Origin of the sequence: Thermogemmatispora sp. (assembly GCF_019683755.1) — a bacterium.
Classification (GTDB): domain Bacteria; phylum Chloroflexota; class Ktedonobacteria; order Ktedonobacterales; family Ktedonobacteraceae; genus Thermogemmatispora.
Genome location: NZ_JADGHT010000067.1, coordinates 1 through 16,917, shown reverse-complemented (window position 1 = coordinate 16,917; position 16,917 = coordinate 1). Strand labels below are relative to the sequence as shown.

Annotated in this window: 11 protein-coding genes; 2 read left to right on the top strand and 9 right to left on the bottom strand. The window is 59.7% G+C overall.

Annotation, left to right across the window (positions count from 1 at the left end):
* Positions 1–625 precede the first annotated feature (625 nt).
* From ndk to IRZ24_RS06855, 9 genes are all read right to left on the bottom strand, one after another.
* On the bottom strand, positions 626–1,090 hold the full coding sequence (ndk, locus tag IRZ24_RS06895) for a nucleoside-diphosphate kinase (RefSeq protein ID WP_366914249.1): 465 nt from the start codon (positions 1,088–1,090) through the stop codon (positions 626–628).
* Positions 1,091–1,172: 82 nt separating this feature from the next.
* Complete coding sequence (locus IRZ24_RS06890) at positions 1,173–1,526, bottom strand: roadblock/LC7 domain-containing protein (RefSeq protein ID WP_297161599.1); 354 nt, start codon at positions 1,524–1,526, stop codon at positions 1,173–1,175.
* 271 nt (positions 1,527–1,797) lie between these two features.
* Positions 1,798–4,920, bottom strand: a complete 3,123-nt coding sequence (locus tag IRZ24_RS06885) for a tetratricopeptide repeat protein (RefSeq protein ID WP_297161596.1) — start codon at positions 4,918–4,920, stop codon at positions 1,798–1,800.
* A gap of 24 nt (positions 4,921–4,944) precedes the next feature.
* The gene (locus tag IRZ24_RS06880; protein WP_297161595.1) at positions 4,945–6,222 is read right to left on the bottom strand and encodes a pitrilysin family protein; all 1,278 of its coding nucleotides are present in this window, start codon (positions 6,220–6,222) and stop codon (positions 4,945–4,947) included.
* A 363-nt stretch (positions 6,223–6,585) separates the two neighbouring features.
* Positions 6,586–7,614: a zinc ribbon domain-containing protein gene (locus IRZ24_RS06875; protein WP_297161592.1), complete on the bottom strand. Its 1,029-nt coding sequence runs from the start codon at positions 7,612–7,614 to the stop codon at positions 6,586–6,588.
* 445 nt (positions 7,615–8,059) lie between these two features.
* Positions 8,060–9,175, bottom strand: a complete 1,116-nt coding sequence (locus IRZ24_RS06870; RefSeq protein ID WP_297161589.1) for a sigma-70 family RNA polymerase sigma factor — start codon at positions 9,173–9,175, stop codon at positions 8,060–8,062.
* A gap of 347 nt (positions 9,176–9,522) precedes the next feature.
* On the bottom strand, positions 9,523–9,852 hold the full coding sequence (locus tag IRZ24_RS06865; protein WP_297161586.1) for a hypothetical protein: 330 nt from the start codon (positions 9,850–9,852) through the stop codon (positions 9,523–9,525).
* A gap of 763 nt (positions 9,853–10,615) precedes the next feature.
* Complete coding sequence (locus tag IRZ24_RS06860; RefSeq protein ID WP_297161582.1) at positions 10,616–11,491, bottom strand: heme NO-binding domain-containing protein; 876 nt, start codon at positions 11,489–11,491, stop codon at positions 10,616–10,618.
* Between the two features lie 752 nt (positions 11,492–12,243).
* The gene (locus IRZ24_RS06855) at positions 12,244–15,066 is read right to left on the bottom strand and encodes a dynamin family protein (protein WP_297161579.1); all 2,823 of its coding nucleotides are present in this window, start codon (positions 15,064–15,066) and stop codon (positions 12,244–12,246) included.
* Between the two features lie 332 nt (positions 15,067–15,398).
* On the opposite strand from IRZ24_RS06855, the gene IRZ24_RS06850 reads away from it, so the two are divergent.
* Together IRZ24_RS06850 and IRZ24_RS06845 are read left to right on the top strand one after the other, a co-directional pair.
* Positions 15,399–16,163, top strand: a complete 765-nt coding sequence (locus IRZ24_RS06850; RefSeq protein ID WP_297161577.1) for a PIG-L deacetylase family protein — start codon at positions 15,399–15,401, stop codon at positions 16,161–16,163.
* A 92-nt stretch (positions 16,164–16,255) separates the two neighbouring features.
* Positions 16,256–16,917, top strand: a 662-nt coding sequence (locus IRZ24_RS06845; protein WP_297161573.1) for an FAD-dependent oxidoreductase, incomplete at its 3' end; no start/stop codon positions are given.

Sequence of the window (16,917 nt, the reverse complement as noted above, 5' to 3'; positions counted from 1 at the left end):
CGGAGAGGGTGGAAAAGAAAGAAGCCGTCAAAGGGAAGGGAACTCGGAGGAGCAGCCCGAGCTGATCGGCTGAGCGGTTGGCTACCCATACTTTCACTCGGTAGTCTCAGAACTGCGATCTTCCATCCAGCTCGCTCCAGACTCAGGCTCGGGTGTCTGCTCTTGCCGTCAGTCTTTGCACCTCTCGCTTTGCCTGCCTGCTTCCTTTTCTTTCCCGCCCTGAATCGGCGCGGTTCACCTTGTGAGTTAGAGGCTGGGCGCGTACTAGCGTAGTGGTCACCCATTCATTTAACCAGCCAGTCGGCTTGTCTAGAAGAGCGAGTCGGAGTGAAAGCGTCCCCGAGGAGTAATATACTCCTTCCCACTGAGCACTTGGACCCCGATCACTTGATAAGGCTGGGCAGGCCGCTCCCTTATTCCTTACACAAGCGAAGAAAGCGCCAAATAGGCCAAAGAACGAGAAGGAGAAGCTCCTTTGACAAGGAGGGGAAGAGCTACAGAAGCAGCTCTACCAAGCTGATGAGCAAGCGGAACACGCCGAGCCTGAGCGTTGCCAGTGACTCAGCGCCTGTCAAGCGGCCAGCAAGCTAGCTAGAGGACAGGGGAGATCAGGAGCGGAAACCACTCACTGATTCTCCTGTTCCTCGTAGAGCCAGGTCTCTGTAGCCAGCCGGTAATCAAGTAGCTCTTCCGGCTTAAAGAAGAGACTGATCTCGCGAGCGGCGGTCTCGGAGCTATCCGAGCCGTGAATGATATTGTAGCCGATCTCGAGAGCGAAATCGCCGCGGATGGTACCGGGGGCGGCCTCGGCGGCGTTCGTTGCCCCCATCATCGTGCGTACCATCTTAATGGCGCCGCGGCCTTCGACCACGCCGACCACCACTGGGCCAGAAGTAATATGCTTCACCAGGCCTGAAAAGAACGGTTTCCCTTTATGAACGGCATAGTGCTCCTCCGCCAGCGCGGGGGACATCTGCAGCATCTTCAGGCCTACGAACTTCAGCCCCCGCTGCTCAAAGCGGCTAAGAATCTGCCCGATGAGGCCGCGCTGGACCCCCTCGGGCTTGATAATAATCAGTGTTCGTTCCATCATCTACGATCAGAACTTCCTTTCCGCCTAAATAAATACAGAATCAAGGGATGTCCAAAGCCGGCCCGGAGAGAAGAGGCGCCTACTGGCTCGTCACCAGAGGAAGGATCTGGCGACAGGCCTTCTTCATCTCCAGGCGCACGCGTCCGAGATTGGGAGAGCGGGTCTGCTGAGTAGTCACCACGAGGATCAGGTCGCCCACCTCCGCCATCTGGATCGTCCCCTGTTGCGTTTCAATTATAGCATGGCGAATCTCGCCCTGGTTAATTTGCTTGCTATAGGTGCTGAGGGAGCCAAAGGCGGTAGCGGACAGGGCACCGATCATTTCCTCATCCTCGCTGTGCAACGTGCCACTGACGATCAGCCCGTCCTTGCCTACCAGGATAACGCCTGAGACCTCATCAAGCTCGGTCAACCGCTGTAGAATCGTCTCCACTGATGACTCCTTTGGATGGTAGCTAGATTCTTCTTCTCTGAGCCGAGAGTTGCTCACCTCAACGCGCCAGAGTCCAAACGCACCTCTACCAGCCCACCTGATGGGCGGAAGAGCCACAAGTGCATAATGGGAGGGAGGCGAGCCAGACCAGTTTCCAAACCGGCCAATCAACGCGCCTCTCTCCTCTATGCCTCCTGTATACCTCGTGCTGGCTGCTCTTGCCGCTCGCCGGGTGAGGTCGACCTTGCCTCCTACTAACTTGCCCCCGTGGCTAAGAAGCCCCTTGACCCTTGGCGCGGCGCGTCATGGTCAAGGCCTTATTATAGGCCTCCATAGCCTGCAGGTACTCGCCCTGGCGCATATAGGCATCGCCAAGGACGCGGTAGCCGGGCGCATATTTGGGCGCCAGCTTCAGCAACGCGCGCGTATTGCTGATGACCTCGCTCAACAGCTCCGGCTGATTGCGGATCACAATGCGATACTCCTGCATGGCCTCATCGTAGGCGCCGGCAAGCTGGTACTGGTAGCCACGGATCAAGTGCTCCTTGTAGTTCACCTCACCCTCCTGCGGACTACGGGCTGTCTCACTGCCAGGGCCAGTCGTGCCAGAGCTGGGGGCCTCGCGACCGGCGGGACGGGCCGGAGAAGAGCGCCCACCTGGGGCCTGCGGGCGGGTCTGGGCAGGCTGAAGGCGGAAAACGGGACGCTTCATAGTGGTCTCTAGCTCGTCCTCTAGCAGGGCATCGGGCCGATAGCTCGGCAGAGAAGGACCCTGGACAGGGCCTTGAGCGGGAGACGAGCCTGAGCCAGGGGTTGCTGGCCAGAGCGGCTCGGGAGCCTGTTTCAACTCCTCATAGCGCGGGGGCTGCCCGAGCGGTGCGCGTACCGTTTCTTCCAACTCAGGGGCCGGTGGGGGTGCTGGTGAAGCCGGAGCCTGACGCTGTTCATCGTGAGCTATCCTTGGTGGTTGCTCAAAAGCTGTGGCGGTGGGCTGAGCAGGAGGCTCTTGCTGAGCAAAGCTTGCCAGCTCACCTGGCTGCAGCGGTACAAAGCCCTGAGCATAAAGCTGCTGTTCTAGATCTTCCAAAGTTGTCACCAGCCGCTGTTCAGCAGCGGGCGGGCTACTCTGCTCTGCTGAGCGCTGGCTGGCACTGGCGGCCAACTCGGCCAGCCATGAAGAAGCAGACTGCCCCTGAGGTGGAATGGCAGGCGAAGAGGCTGGCTCAGAACGCGACGCCTGTGCCTCGAGAGACGATGGTGGCTGAGTTCCTGTGACAGCGCCTGCTGATCCCTCAGAAGCTGTCGACCAGCCGGCAAGCTGCTCAAGCCAGGGAATGCCAGCCTCCGCTTGATCTGCACCCTGGGGGGAGGCTGAAGGCCGCGAGGCCAGGGGCGTAGAAGCTGCGGCAGACTGAGCAGGCTCCTCGCCCCAGATCGAAGCTGCCGGCGGCACCGCTGTCGGGCTGGAACTAGAGGAAGCTAGCGGCTCCTCTGGAGGCCAGAGCGGTCCAGCACTTGCCTCCTGGCTCTCAAAGGTGCTATGACTAGCCTGTAGCTGCTCAAGCCAGGCCGGTTTCTCCATAGGGGCAGAGAAGCCGCCACCTGTTAGCTCATCCCAAGTTGCAGGGGACGAGTAAGCAGGCCCTGAATAGTCCTCCTCAGAGGGGCGGCGAGCTGTGGACCCAGAAAGCATGTCCGCCTCAGAGCGTATATAGCTCTCTGGCTCTGCAAAAGCCAGCGGAGCTGCCGGCTCCGGCGGTCTCTGCTCTGTCAACCCGGAGATGCTCCCTACCTCCTGGTTTGGCTCCTCCTCGGGTTCGCCCCAGACTGCTCCACGTGGGCTGGAGACGGAAGGAGATGACTCAGAAGCGGACTCCTCCATTGTCTCTGCTCCCAGCGACTTCAGCCACTCGGGCCATCCCTCCTCTGGGTCGCTCCCTGCCTGCATGAAGGGGAACATCTCATCCTCTGCCTCCTGCTGCTGCTCTGTGGGCTGCTCTGCCTGGGGAGAGGTAGGCTGAGACCGCGAGACCTCAGAGACCTCCTCCACGCGGGGGCTATCCAAAGCCTCCTGAGCTGCAACGGCCTCCGTCGAGGGGGAGGGAGCAGGAGGAGACTCAGGCTGAGGGGTTGGGGTTGGCTTAGCCAGCGACCCCGAGGGCTGGCGGTAGAAGGGCGTATCGAGAGCATCTAACCAAGCAGGATGGGAGGGGGCCTGGTCCGCCGGCAGACCCAGGTCCTCCTCTGAGCCTGCCGCTCTTACGGATGACCAGGAAGACTGCTCCTCCCAGGAAAATTCCTGCTCTCCAAAGGCGAGGCCGGGGCTGGAGAGAGACCAGGATGGTGAGCTAGAGCGCTGTGCCTCGTCGCTGCTTGCAGATATGGACGCCTCCGGCTGTTGTGAAGACAGCGAAGACGGGGCGGGAGTTGGGGAAGAAGCCGGGGGCGTTGTCAGAGTCAGCGGATAAGGATCGGGGGTTGTCCAGCCAAAGATCGGCTCGCTCTCCTCGCTCTCCTGCCCCTGCTCTTCCGGCAAAGCCGGCCCGGACTCGGGAGAAGCTCCCGAGGCAATCGAAGCAGAAGAGGAGGACGAAGGCGCGGACCGTCCGGGAGGGGGGATCAGAACGGCATCTTTGCGCACAAGGGACAGGAAAGGATCATCGGGAGAAGCTGCCATCAGATCGCCAAACAGCTCACGGGCCATCGTCATCTCAGGATCAAGTGCCTCGGCGCGCTGGAGCAGCTCACGGGCACGGGCCGGGTTATGGGGGAAAGTCATGTGTGCCAAAAGCAGCAGCGCTTTCAGGCAGCCGGGGATCTCCTCCAACAAAGCGGTCGCGATCTGTTCGGCGCGCTCATAGTCACCATCGCGCCAACAGGCTTCCAGCAGACCGGTGCGCGCATCCAGGCGATCCGGGGTAGCAGCAAGCACAGCCTCCCACTCCTGAATTGCCTGGAAAAGCAGATCGCCGCGCATATAGAGGCGAGCCAGACCGGCGCGCGAGAACATAAAGCCGGGCTGGCCGCTGCGAGCGCTCAACTTATTAAATTCTTGACGAATCTGGCTATTACCCCGGCTCAGCTCATAAGCCTGCTGATAGCAGTCAAGCGCCGTCTCCACATCCCCCATGCGTTCGCTAGTCAAGGCGCGGTTGCAGTAGGCGAGCACATTTTCAGGGTCATTCGTCAGGACCCAATCGAAAGTCTGCTGGGCCTCTGTCAGGCGATTCTGGGCCAAATAGATCTCTCCGAGGAGGCGATGAGCCTCGAGAGAATGAGGGAAATGCGAGAGCACATACTGACAATGTTCAAGGGCCTCCTCGATGCGCCCGGCGCTGAGGGCATCCTCCGTATACTGCAAATACTCATGCAACGTAGACAATGTTTTCAGCATAGAACCTGGTCTCCTCTTCCCGCGTTAGGCAGCTGTCAGCAACTTCTGAAAATGGTCAACCTGTCGAGGGTCCTCGGGGCCAATCAAGGCCAGGCGGCGCCATTCGGGAGCGAAGCATGTGCGTGCCACGCGTTGCAGATCCTGGGGAGTCACGGCCTGAATCTGGCGGATCATCTCATCCACATCGACGACATGGCCAAGCAGACATTCCTGGCTAGCGAGCCAGCTCGCGACCTGTTGGGTGCTTTCCAGCCCCAGAATCAGGCCGCCGCACACATAGGCCTTAAAGCGCTCCAACTCCGCCGTAGAGACGGGCACCTCACAGAGCCTGTTCAACTCCTGCACAATGGCGCGCAAAGCGGCCTCCGTCTGAGAAGGGTCGACCCCTGCGCTCACAACCAGATTGCCCGTCTCATAGTAGCTGCTCGTATAGCTACCGATATCGTAGGCAAGCCCGCGCTCCTCCCGAATACTCTGGAAGAGGCGTGAACTCATCCCCTCGCCCAGGATGGCATTCAACAGCATCAGCGCGTAATAATCAGGAGAGGAATGAGCAACCCCCAGGGTGCCTAGCGAAAGATTCGTCTGCTCCGTCTCCTTATAGACCACAGCCACGGGCGGCACATCCCGCGGCGGCGGGCAGGGCGTCCAGGTTCGTAGCGGACGCGGCTCCCAGTCGTGAAAGAGCCACTCGATCAGCTCCCGTACCCGTGCATGGTGAAAATTCCCGACCACGCTGACCACCAGGGCATTCGGGCGATAAAACTGCTCCTGGTAGGTCAACATATCCTGACGACTGATCGTGGCTACTGTCTCGTCGCTTCCCGCATCGTCGCGCCCCAGTGGCAAACCGGGCCACATAATCTGGTCCAGTAAAAGACCTGACCACTCCTGTGGGTCATCGCGTGTCGCACTCAACTCCTCGATGATCACCTGCCGCTCCTTCTCGATTTCCTGAGGATCAAAGAGCGGGTGCCGGATCATATCAGCGAGTACCTCGATTACTACATCCAGATGCTCGCAGGGAACACGCGCGGTATAGCTGGTTAGCTCCTTCCCCGTGCTACCGTTAAAGACTCCCCCTACCCCCTCGATCGTTTCCGAGAGAATACGAGCGCTTGGATAGTTTTTTGATCCTTTAAAAAGCATATGCTCAATAAAGTGAGATATGCCGGCCAGGTGATCCGGTTCATAGCGTGAGCCGGCGGCAAAGAAAAAAGCGATGCTGGCCGAGCGGATGCCCGGCACGCACATCGTTAGCAAACGCAAGCCATTTGCCAGCGTAATTCGCTCGTATTGCATCGATGCAAGCGTTTCTTAACTGATTTGAGCCGCTCAAGAGCCGATGAGAAAACAGGCAGGTGAGGCACGCCCGCGCGGCTTCTCTTGAGAATGATACCCCCTGTTGCCAGACATTATAGACCGTTTACAGGTGTGTCGCAACAAGGCAATAGAAGAAGTTAGGCAGACTAGCCCATCTGGGTACAGCCACCAGGAGACTGGCAGACAGAGGGCTAAAAGAGAGCGCGAGAGAGCGAGCACCGACCTGGGATCGAAACCGGGGCAGTGCTCCGGTCCGATCCCAGTGCCAGCAAGCTTGCGCGCCTAGGTTTGGATAGCGGCCCGCGTGCCAGTCCGAGTGTGGCTGCGAGCCGTCAGTGGTGGTCAGATGAGACCAACATCGTCCGCTAGGCGGCCCAGGTCGCCCAAGATGCCACCCTCATGCTCGTGATGATGGTGGTGGTGGTGGTGGCCATAGTCATTCCCTTCTAGGGAGCGCTCCAGGCCGTGTAGCAGCATCTCACCACCAATGACAGCCGCTGCGCCGCCCAGGGCCCCCATCGCCAGCTTACCGCCATCGCTCTGCAAGAAGCCGCCAAGTCCGCCCTGCTGATTAGGAGGCTGCTGGACGGTGGTGGCGGGCACTGGAGCAACACCAACCAGGCTCGTACGGCAGCCTGGGCAATTACTGGTTCCCACGGGGGAAATTGCCCAGCAGACTGGGCAGCGCAGCACCAGCGGTGTCTGAGGCGGGTAAGTGCCGGCAGGGAGCGCGTTAGCCGCGCCCGGTGCGACTGATCCTCCGTTGGGATAGGCTCCGTACTGAGCCGGGGCCTGGGCTGTCGGGGAAGCGTAGGCGGGCGAGCCTGCTCCAGGGGCCGCATAGGGACCGGCTCCCGCTGTACCGTTGCCTGCTGGGGCTGCTGGATACGGACCCACAGTCGTCACTGGCGGTGCGGTTGTGGGTGCTGGGGAGGTCGCCGCTACTGTAGCATTCAGCTCTGTTCCGCAGGCGCTGCAGAAACGGGCCCCACTCTGCTGAGGCTGGCCACACTGGGGACAAAAGCGTGGCGTCGCAGATTCTGCTAGAGCAGCACCGCAGTTCGTACAAAAAGCATGCTGGGCAGCTATTTGAGCATGGCAATGCGGACAGAGCCGCATGGACGGAGCTGCCGTAGCAGAGGACGCTGCCGGGCGTAGAGCATGGCCACAGTGAGAGCAGAAAGCTGCCCCAGGCCGTACCTGACCTCCGCAACGCGGACACCATTCCCCCTTCACCGCCATTGGTTGTCCGCTCGCAATAACGGTCGACTGCTGTAGTGGCTGTGGCTGCGCCTGTGGCACGGGTGTGCCACATTGTGGGCAGAAACGCTTACCGCTCACATCAGTACCACAGGTTGCACAAGGTTGCATGCGCCGAAATCTCCTCTCACACAGAAGCAAGCGCTTCGTAGCAAACTCTCGTCTCTTCCTGTCACTCTCTCGCAGTCTATCACAGAGCCTATCCCTTCGTCGAGGGTGGGACTGATCTGCTCTGATCTGGTCGCGGCCATCATAGAAAGCAAATGCATGTAGGAAGAGAGATGGCAAAGGTGTCTATATCGCTAAGGGAGGGCACGAGACTAGGGAGAGAGTAGGGAGCGCGTTGCGCCTTACGAAGGGGAAAAAGATTACAAAAAGATAATCCATAACAAAGGGCATGGGTCGATGTGTAGACTTACCCATGCCCCCTTGAGTGACAAAGAGAAGGAGCTATTATGTGCTCTCCTAGCTAGGTGCCTTTCATCTGCTTCTCTTCACTGCTGCCGCATCGCGATGACAGAGCGGGCCAGTCCACCTTGCGAAGCCGGGCCGCTAGTCAGACACACTCGCGCAAAGAGGTGTTGCCACTAAAATTGCGCAACTTCATCAGCGCTACCACCTCGAGCTGACGGACGCGCTCGCGTGAAATGCCCAGTTCCTTCCCGACCTCCAGCAGTGTGCGGCTACGCCCATCGCCGATGCCGTAACGGAGTGTGATCACTGCGCGCTCGCGTGGTGTAAGTGTTGACAGAGCGCGATGCAACTCCTCGCCAAGCAAGTGCTGTGAAGCGGTCTCGGCGGGAGCGGGGGCGGTGCTATCCTCTAGAGTATCGGCCAACGAGTGGCGGGCCTCATCATCGACGGGGGCATCGAGAGAGACGGGTTGCTCAATCACACTCAGCAGATCGATGACTTCGTTGACGTCAATATTGCACGCTGCAGCAATCTGCTCAGGCTCGGGGTCCAGACCGCTCTCTTGAGAGAGCTGAGCGGCGACGCGGCGTACTTTGCGCAAGCGGGTTGCGACGTGCTCAGGTAGATGGATCAAGCGAGACTGCTCACCGGCGGCGCGGCTCACCGCCTGGCGAATCCACCAGGTAGCATACGTACCGAAATGACACCCACGACGATAATCAAACTTCTCGGCGGCGCGCATTAACCCGAGGTTGCCCTCCTGAATCAGGTCCACCAGAGGGACGCCTGTGCTTGTATAACGCCGGGCGATAGCAATCACCAGGCGCAGATTCGACTCGATCAGCTTGCGACGAGCCAGCTCATCGCCCTCGGCGGCGCGGCGAGCCAGCTCAAGCTCCTCCTCGTGAGTTAGCAAACCCAGGCCACGAATATCGCGCAGGTAGCTCTGAAAAGCATCTTCAGAGCCGAGAGCCTGACGCACACTTGAAGAGCGGCGCTCAGGGACCTCATCCGTCAGGTCGGCCTCGGCGCTCTCCAATTCCAGCTCATCGCTGCTCTCCAGCAACGGATCGAGGGCCAGCTCGGCAGAGACATCGCTCTCGGGCAGGGCGGCCTCGTCCTCGCCCGTGGCCAATAGAGCGGTCCCACCTTCTATCTCCAGCGTGGCCGCCTTGCGACCTGCGCGCCGCCTGGCTGACTGGCTGGCCGATCGCGTCCTGCGGCCATCGCGTACAGGATCTGCAGCAGCTATAGCCATGATTCCACGCTCCCTTCGGGAAACTCACCGACAAAAACCAGCTTGCCGGCCTCCGTTCGGCCTCGTGGTCGGCATTTGGTGCCGGGTAGGCCCATTCCTTCCTGGCATCCATCCAGCGGCTTTTATTCTACCTGCAACCCGGGTCTACCAGCATCAGGTGTTTACCTTAAATTCTCTCAGGTTCTAACCGTATCTTCTCCCCGGCTGCTCCCCCGTCCACGGTCCTGGCGACCCCTCTGCTAACTTCCTCTCTAAAGACGCCTGCCGTGACCAGAATAGGTAGCGGTGGAGCGGATGGGCCGCCTATCGCTGTCGATCGGTGCCGTGGGCCAGGCGAGGCTGCTCACCTAATCCCGCTCGGGATCGAGCGGGTCCTCCACCCCATGCCCCCGATCGTAGAACGTTTGCAGGACATCACCAGGATGCTGTTCATAGGCTGGGCGTTTGCGCCACTGCTCATCTCGCGCTTCGGCTGCGCTCATCTTGAGTATCACGCTCCGACCCTGTCGTCCGGCAATAGCCGTATAGGGGTAGAAACGGTCTGTCCAGAAGAACAGCGGCCCACGGCGCACACGGACACTGTCAGGATAAACCGCCACTACCTGGCCCAGATGATGCTCATCTGCGCTATAAACCTTCAAACCTTTCTCAATATCAGAAGCACTCCAAGTCTTCATAAGCTCTTTGCTCCTCTCCAAGATGGCATGACTCTGACACGGGAACGCCCATCCCTATCACGCCCTGCTGCCAGGGAAGCGTTTCAGCCCATCAGCGTATCTGAGCGGAAGAAAGCGGCGGGTGAAGGACATGATCGCAAGCCTGGGCCGCTGCTTCCTGAAAGCCAGCGGCGGGGAGGTTTTAGGGAGGCGATAGAGGCGAGCTGCTGGTACTCGACCGGCTCCGATCTGGTGGAGTAGCCGATCAGCAGCTCCTGACCTGATGGCAGCTTGGCGCCGCTGAGCGGAGAGGAGCCAGTCTAGAGCCGCGATGGACCTTGCAGCAGTGCAGCAGCCATCAGTAAGCAGTCCACATACAGCCACGCGAGCTAACTAGCTGAGAGAGGTCGTAGAGGGAGAGCGCCGGCGACGGTTCGCTCCCTCACATTGGAACAGGCAAGCTCCGACGGAGACTCAGGCTGGCTCGATTGCCACCTCGCGTCTTATCACCGACTGGTTAGCGCCAGGGAGACTAACCGATAGCGCTTGAGCCTGGCCAGCTCCGGAACCTGACCACATACTGCCTATAACAGAACGGTACACGCCAGCTAGCCGGCCTCTGATCCAGCAAGGTCCACCTTTTTGAGAAAGAGCTGTTTCTCAAGCGCGGCGCCCGGTAGCCTGCCGGTTCCCGTCCCGGTCTCTGGCGAAACGCGACTCCATGCCGGCGGGAGCCGAGAGCAGGAAATGGGTACCGACAGGCTGGGACAGATCTGCGGCTAGGCTAGTGCTCCCAATAAGTAGTGACCCGCCAGTAGCGCCGCGTCGTCAGGTTATCATCTGGCTGGTTACTGCTGGCTGCCACGTAACCAGCAAACTGCAGATGGCGTAAAACCTGTAGGAGCACTGCAGGACGCTGATAGGTTGGGGTGAGCCGGTAGCGCTGGACCAGGAGCTGGCGAATCTCGCTGAGTGTCACGGCCCGCCCCTCATCGGTTGGAAGGATGGTAAGGATACGCTGGCCCAGCTCTTTTAAGGCGTTCTGGTGAGTCTGCTGCTCAAAAGCATTAGCTCGCGCCTGCTCCGAAAGCTGCTCCGCGCTTCTGGAGTTGCGGGCAAAGGTGGCCTCGAGGCGACAGACTGAATCACCGCGCTTCATGCAGCTCTGCTCGTAAATGGCAACTTCCTCCCCGTAGCGTTCGGCCGCTCCCTCAATAGCGCCCCAGAGAACGGCGCATAACTGCCGGGGACTGTCGTAGATCAGCACAACGCTGCGCTCGTCAGGTGCGAACTCATAGTTGAAGAGCGGCGGAGTTAAGCCCGCCGCGGTCTTGCGCAAACGACTGTGAACATCTCGCATCGTTAGCAGCAGATCATAAGCACTATTGACACCAGAGAGAATATACTTGCATAGATGGCCAGTAAGACTGTTCAGAATAAAGTAGCGTCCGTATTCGCGTAGTAGCTGATCAGGCGAAAGACCGCTTAGACGGCTGGCGGTAGCTACTCCCTCTAAGAGGACATGATCATCGTAAAAGCGACTGACTAGCGGCGTGGCACTTGGTGACTCGCCAATAGCCTCCCGGTAGGCGCTCAATAGGCCGCCGCCGAAACGCTCAGCCAGATATTTTTCCCAGGTGGCAAAAATGAGACCATGCATATGGGGCCTCCCTCTTTCCTTGGCCTGATCCCGCCCTGCTTCCCCTATAGGGGCGGGTGCGGGGCGGCCTGGCTCTGTCCCCCCTCCTGATAGTGGGCGCGTGCCAGAACCAGACTGCATAAAGACACTACGCAGCATGCTTGCTCTTCAGATGAAGACATAGGCCAGAGGTACCACTACTTTTTGTGCGGGTCATGATTAAGAGATAGTAGAAGCTTCTGCAGACACAAATCTCTGCAATTGATCGCGGCTCATTCCGGGTGCGGCAGACAGCCAGGCATTAGCCGGGAGAGACAGGAGAAAAGGGCATTGGATCTACAGGGCCTCGCATGAATATTTCTCAACTGCAAAGAGAGACTGCCTCTAGATCTTCATTACATCTCAACGCGATATTCACCGAGATCGCAGCTCGCTACGTCTATTGTAATGGCTGGGGTTGACAATGGGAGGCAATCCTTGGGGGACAAAGGCACGAAGTGATTCTGCAGGCGGGTTTGTCGTGGGGAAAAGGGAGGGAAGGAGAGGCGCGGCCCTGAGCGCTCTCCTTCCCTCTTCTTGTTATTGCTATGGATATCCCTCAGCCTTGCATAAGGTGCGCCTGTGCGGCCAGTCGTCTAGCAGCGACCAGAGGGAGCTATTGCTGATTAGGAAGAAGCAGAAGCAGAAGAGAGCGACTCACCCCCGAAGGAAAGAGAGGCAGCCTTCTAAGCTGGGCCTTGTCCCGGCTCAGAAGGCTGCCAGCTTGCTTCAGCTCAGTCCTGACGATGGATGGTTTTCAGCGCTTCTACCTCCTGGATCAGGTCGACCCACTGATCAAGAGCGGCTTCGCGCTGGGCCTGCAGATTATCAAGCTGCTGACGCAGCGCCTCCGATGTGTGCACACGCTCCGTCAGGTGGCTATAGAGGCGCGTCACGATATCGGAGAAGGTTCCGTTCTGGGTCACAGGCTGCGCCTCCAGACGATCGCTATCGTAGACCTGGCGCTCCTGGAGCTTATCCAGCTCGTAGCGGAAGAGGCGTGCAATGCGTTGCTCTGTACTGCGCGCCAGGCCGCTGCAGATAGTATCGAGAATCGGCACCATGAGCCGGCGTGCCTGCTGGATGATCTCCTCAGCCTTGCCCTGAGCATTGGTCAAGCGATAGAGCGCCCCCACTGCTGGATTCTCGCGTGTTGGAGCATACTTTTCCTCGTTGAGCAGCTCACCCAGGGTGACATAGAGGCAGATATCGCGGGCCTTCTCGCGAATGCTGCGCTTCAGCTTATTGTAGGCTTTCTGGATTTCATCCAGCTCGCCACCAAACTCGCCCAGAGCCACCCGATTAATATCGAGCGAGCCATCGACCTCCTCTTTGTATGCGATCGGCATTAAGAAGGCCTCGGCGAGGGTCCGCGCCGGATCATTCAGCTCGCGCTCCAGGGCCATACACAGACTCTGACGCAGGGCTTTAATCAGGCCCCAGCCATCGATATCCGTCCAGCGATTGCCGATTTCCATGGCCGGTGAATCGTCGGGGCGACGATTCCCGACCTTGATATAGTGATCGAAATGGCCCTGTGTGATGCGAATCTTAACGCGCTGAGCGGCGCGCTCGTGAGCCGTTTGCAGCACGCGCTGAAAGACACTCTTTTCGCTGCTAATGGCCGCATCGAACTGACGTAAGGCATCGTTCCAGGCCTCAAGCATGGCGTTCGTGCGGCGCTGCAGGTGCTCAAAGCGGGCGGCGCTGCGGCGAGCCTGGCGCGAGCGCATCTCCTGCTGTAGCTCCTGCAGATCGTGACTTTCGACGCCGAGCTGACTCATCTGCTCCCAGCACAGATCTTCGGTCAACTGCAAAGCCATTGCTAGCTGCGTCTCTGCATGGCGCAGTTGCACCTCATAGCGGTTTTCCGTCAAAAATACCTGCAGGTCGTGAGTCAGCTCAGGCAAGCCACTATACTGTAACATAGCTTCATGCTGCTCGCGCGTTACCTGCTCGAACTCCTGGGCGCTGGTCGTAGGGGGCAGGGAAGGAGCCAGCTTGAGCAGTTCCGGGTAGACACCAAGCAAGCGACCTGCGTACTCGCGGCCCTCTTGTTGCCGCTCCTCATCCAGAGAGGTGCCGGCCAGGCCGAGGGTGGCCAGCAAGGCGTCGAGGGCGCGCAGGGGATAGAAGAAATAGTTATGGCGTGGGCCGTGGCGGTGATAGCTAGCGTAGCCGGGAGGCAGCTCGCGCAGGAAGGGGCGCAGGCTGCCAAGGGCTTTCTCCTGACTGGCTGGCGAATTGATCTCATCCCAGTGTGTGACCACCAGGAAGAGCATGCGGCTCGCCACATCGAAGGCGCGGTTCTGCAGGACGGCCTGGCGTACCTCCTCAAAGATGCGCTGAATGCGCTCATCGTCGCCAAAGCGGTTATTGCCGATTACCAGCAGCAGGGCATCGACCTGCTTCAGCTCCTCGCGCAACATCAGATCGTGATAGATCTGGCCGGCGGCGCCACCGGGTAGATCGACCAGCACGCTATTAGGCGGCAGCACCGAGCGTGGTCCGGCATGCACACGGTACTCCACATAATCGATGACGCGTGTCAGGCGTGGCTCCTCGCTATCGCGGGCTGGCTCCTCGATGTAGCGGCGGCTCTCGCTCTTCCAGCGCTCGCGCGGCACAACCTCGACATGAGGCTGATCATCCTTCAGATAGGTATCGCCGAAGGCCTCGCTAGCCTTGAGCAGAATATTCAGCTCGGCGGCCAGGGCTTCGCGCATCTTCTGGGTTGGGGCCGTTTTAATAGCCTGTTGCGTCTGACTGAGCAAATGACCAAAGGCCGCCCGTGTTAAGAAATGTACATGCATTTCCTCTGGCTCGTCGTCGCGGCAGAGGCGCACACGGGTGCGTACCCCAGTCACAGCACCGCCGGCCAGACGTGGAAAGATATCCTGGCCGATGAGCGCAGCCAACAGTGTGCTTTTCCCGGCGCCGGCGTGACCAACCAGCTTTACAGTATATTCACGGGTATAGTCCAGGGCGCGTGCCGCCTCGGCGATATGGTGACGCAAGCGCAGAGCTTGCTGCGACTCGATCTGCTGGATCTGTGGACGTTCCAACAAGCGAGCGCAGGCCGAGGCGCGCTGGAGCTGCTTTTTCCAGGCATTGATCTTCTGAGCCTTATCGGGCAGGTTGGCAGGAAAATAAATATCGATCTGGCTGATCTGCTCCTCTAGGCGCTGGAGCAGGCTATGGATCTCACCCGGGGCCGGAGGAGGAGCCGTAGTCGGCGTGGCCTTATTACTCTCACCCTCCTCTTCCTCCTCCCCCCCTTCCTCTTCATACTCGTATTCTTCCTCTTCTTCTTCCTCCTCATCATAGGCATCGGGGGCCGCTGTAGAAGCAGAGGGGGCGCCGGGCTGTGAGGGGGCAACGGCCCCCGGGGCTGTTACCGCTGCTGACGCGGCTGGCGCTTGGGCAGTGGTGGGCGGCGGATAGAGACGTGTCCCGCAGATATTGCAGAAGGGTGCACCAATGGGCACGACGTTATCGCACTGGGGACAGGTCATTAATTGTTGTGGTTGCTGTTGGGCCTGTCTAGTAAACTGCATACGTCTTTTTGTGTACTTCCCTTCCACAGATTTTGACCGTTAAGGCGAGATAGCATTGAAATAGGATGCTTTCATGTTAATAGATTTTTGTGGCCCCCGACCCTCTTTAGCATGAAAGTACCACCTGGCCTCTGGAGCCGGCTGCCCTGTTGGGGGATAGGGGACAGGCTTTTTGGACGACGCGTCCTTGTCGGCTGGAGGTCGCGGCGGGGGCTGGCTGCGACCACGGCGGCTGGAAGCTGGCTCAGCAATAGGCAGAAGGAGGCAGGCGTGGTACAATAGGGGCCGGCTTCCCCAATGCCTTGAGAGGCCCTAGAGGAGCGTGTCTTGTGATGCAGGGACAACAACAAGAGTCAACTGTGGTACAGAGAGACCAGGCAAAGCGGGCTATGGTGATTGTGGCCCATCCCGATGATGCGGAATTTGGCTGTGGGGGGAGTGTAGCGCGCTGGGTGCGTGAGGGATGGGAGGTCTACTATGTCATTTGTACTGATGGAGGAGGTGGCGGACCGGATGAAGCCCAGGATGTTGGCCCAGAGGCGCGGCAGCGCATGGTCGAAACACGCAAGGCTGAGCAGCGGGCTGCCTGTCAGATCTTGGGGGTCAAAGAGGTGATTTTCCTCGACTATCCTGATGGCCAGCTCCAGCCAACGCGCGAGTTGAAGCGCGAGCTTGTGCGGCTGCTGCGCACCTATCGTCCTACGCGGGTGGTCTGTCAATCGCCCGAGCGCTCCTGGACGCCGGCCCTCTTGTTGGGCCGCTATCATCCAGACCATCTGACTGCCGGGCGCATGGCACTGGAGGCGATCTATCCCGCCTCCCAGAATGCCTGGGACTTCCCGGAGCTGTTGGCCGAGGGGCTACAGCCGCATCGAGTCCGCGAGGTCTATATTGTCGGGGCGCCTGTCCTTAACCATGCCGAGGATATCTCCGAGACCATTGAGCTGAAGTTACAGGCACTGCGGGCCCATGCTAGTCAGGTTGGAGACCATTTCGAGCAGGTAGAGGAGCGTATCCGTCGGGGGGCTCAAGAGTGCGGCGCCCGTCACCAGTTAGCTTATGCCGAGGAGTTTCACCGCACAGAGAATGCACGCTAGACGTGCCGGCCTGAGTTCCCCCGAGGGATAAGGCTGGCCGGGAGAGTCTTGATGCATATCAGAGCAGAGCAGAAAGGAAGAGGACGGTGTCTATGCAGGAGTCCAGGGATGTCGTTGTTGTAGGAGGGGGACCAGCGGGGCTGGCCGCCGCTGAGGCGGTGGCCAGCCAGGGAGTTGGGGTGCTGGTGCTGGAGCGGCAGAGCGAGATCGGCTATCCGATCCATACAAGCGGTGGAAGCTGGATGAAGGAGATGCAAGAGCTGGGTGTACCTGCCCAGCTCTTGCATCCCATCCCCCAGGTCTTTTTCCTCTCGCCGCGCCAGGAGGTGGCGCTCCGCTATGATCCGCCGGTGGCCTGTGTTCTCGATGTGCGTGGCCTCTATCAGCATCTGGCGGCGCGTGCCATTGCGGCGGGGGCGGAGCTGCGTCTCCGCCATGCGGTCGACCAGGTGCTGCTAGAGGAGGGGCGCGTCAGTGGTGTCACCGTGCGTGACGCTCGCGGACGCCGTTTGACAATCAGGTCCAGGGTAACCATCGATGCCAGCGGCATGGCCCGTCATATAGCCGTGAGAGCGGGACTTGCTGGCGCCTTCCGGCGCTATGGCTATGGAGCTGAGTATGATCTCTATGCGCCCCATTATCCCCAGGAAGAGCTGTACTTGCTGATGGGAAGTAAGGTGGCTCCTAGTGGCTACGCCTGGGTCTTTCCACGCGGACAAGGGCGGGTGCGTGTGGGGGTGGGCGTGATTCATCC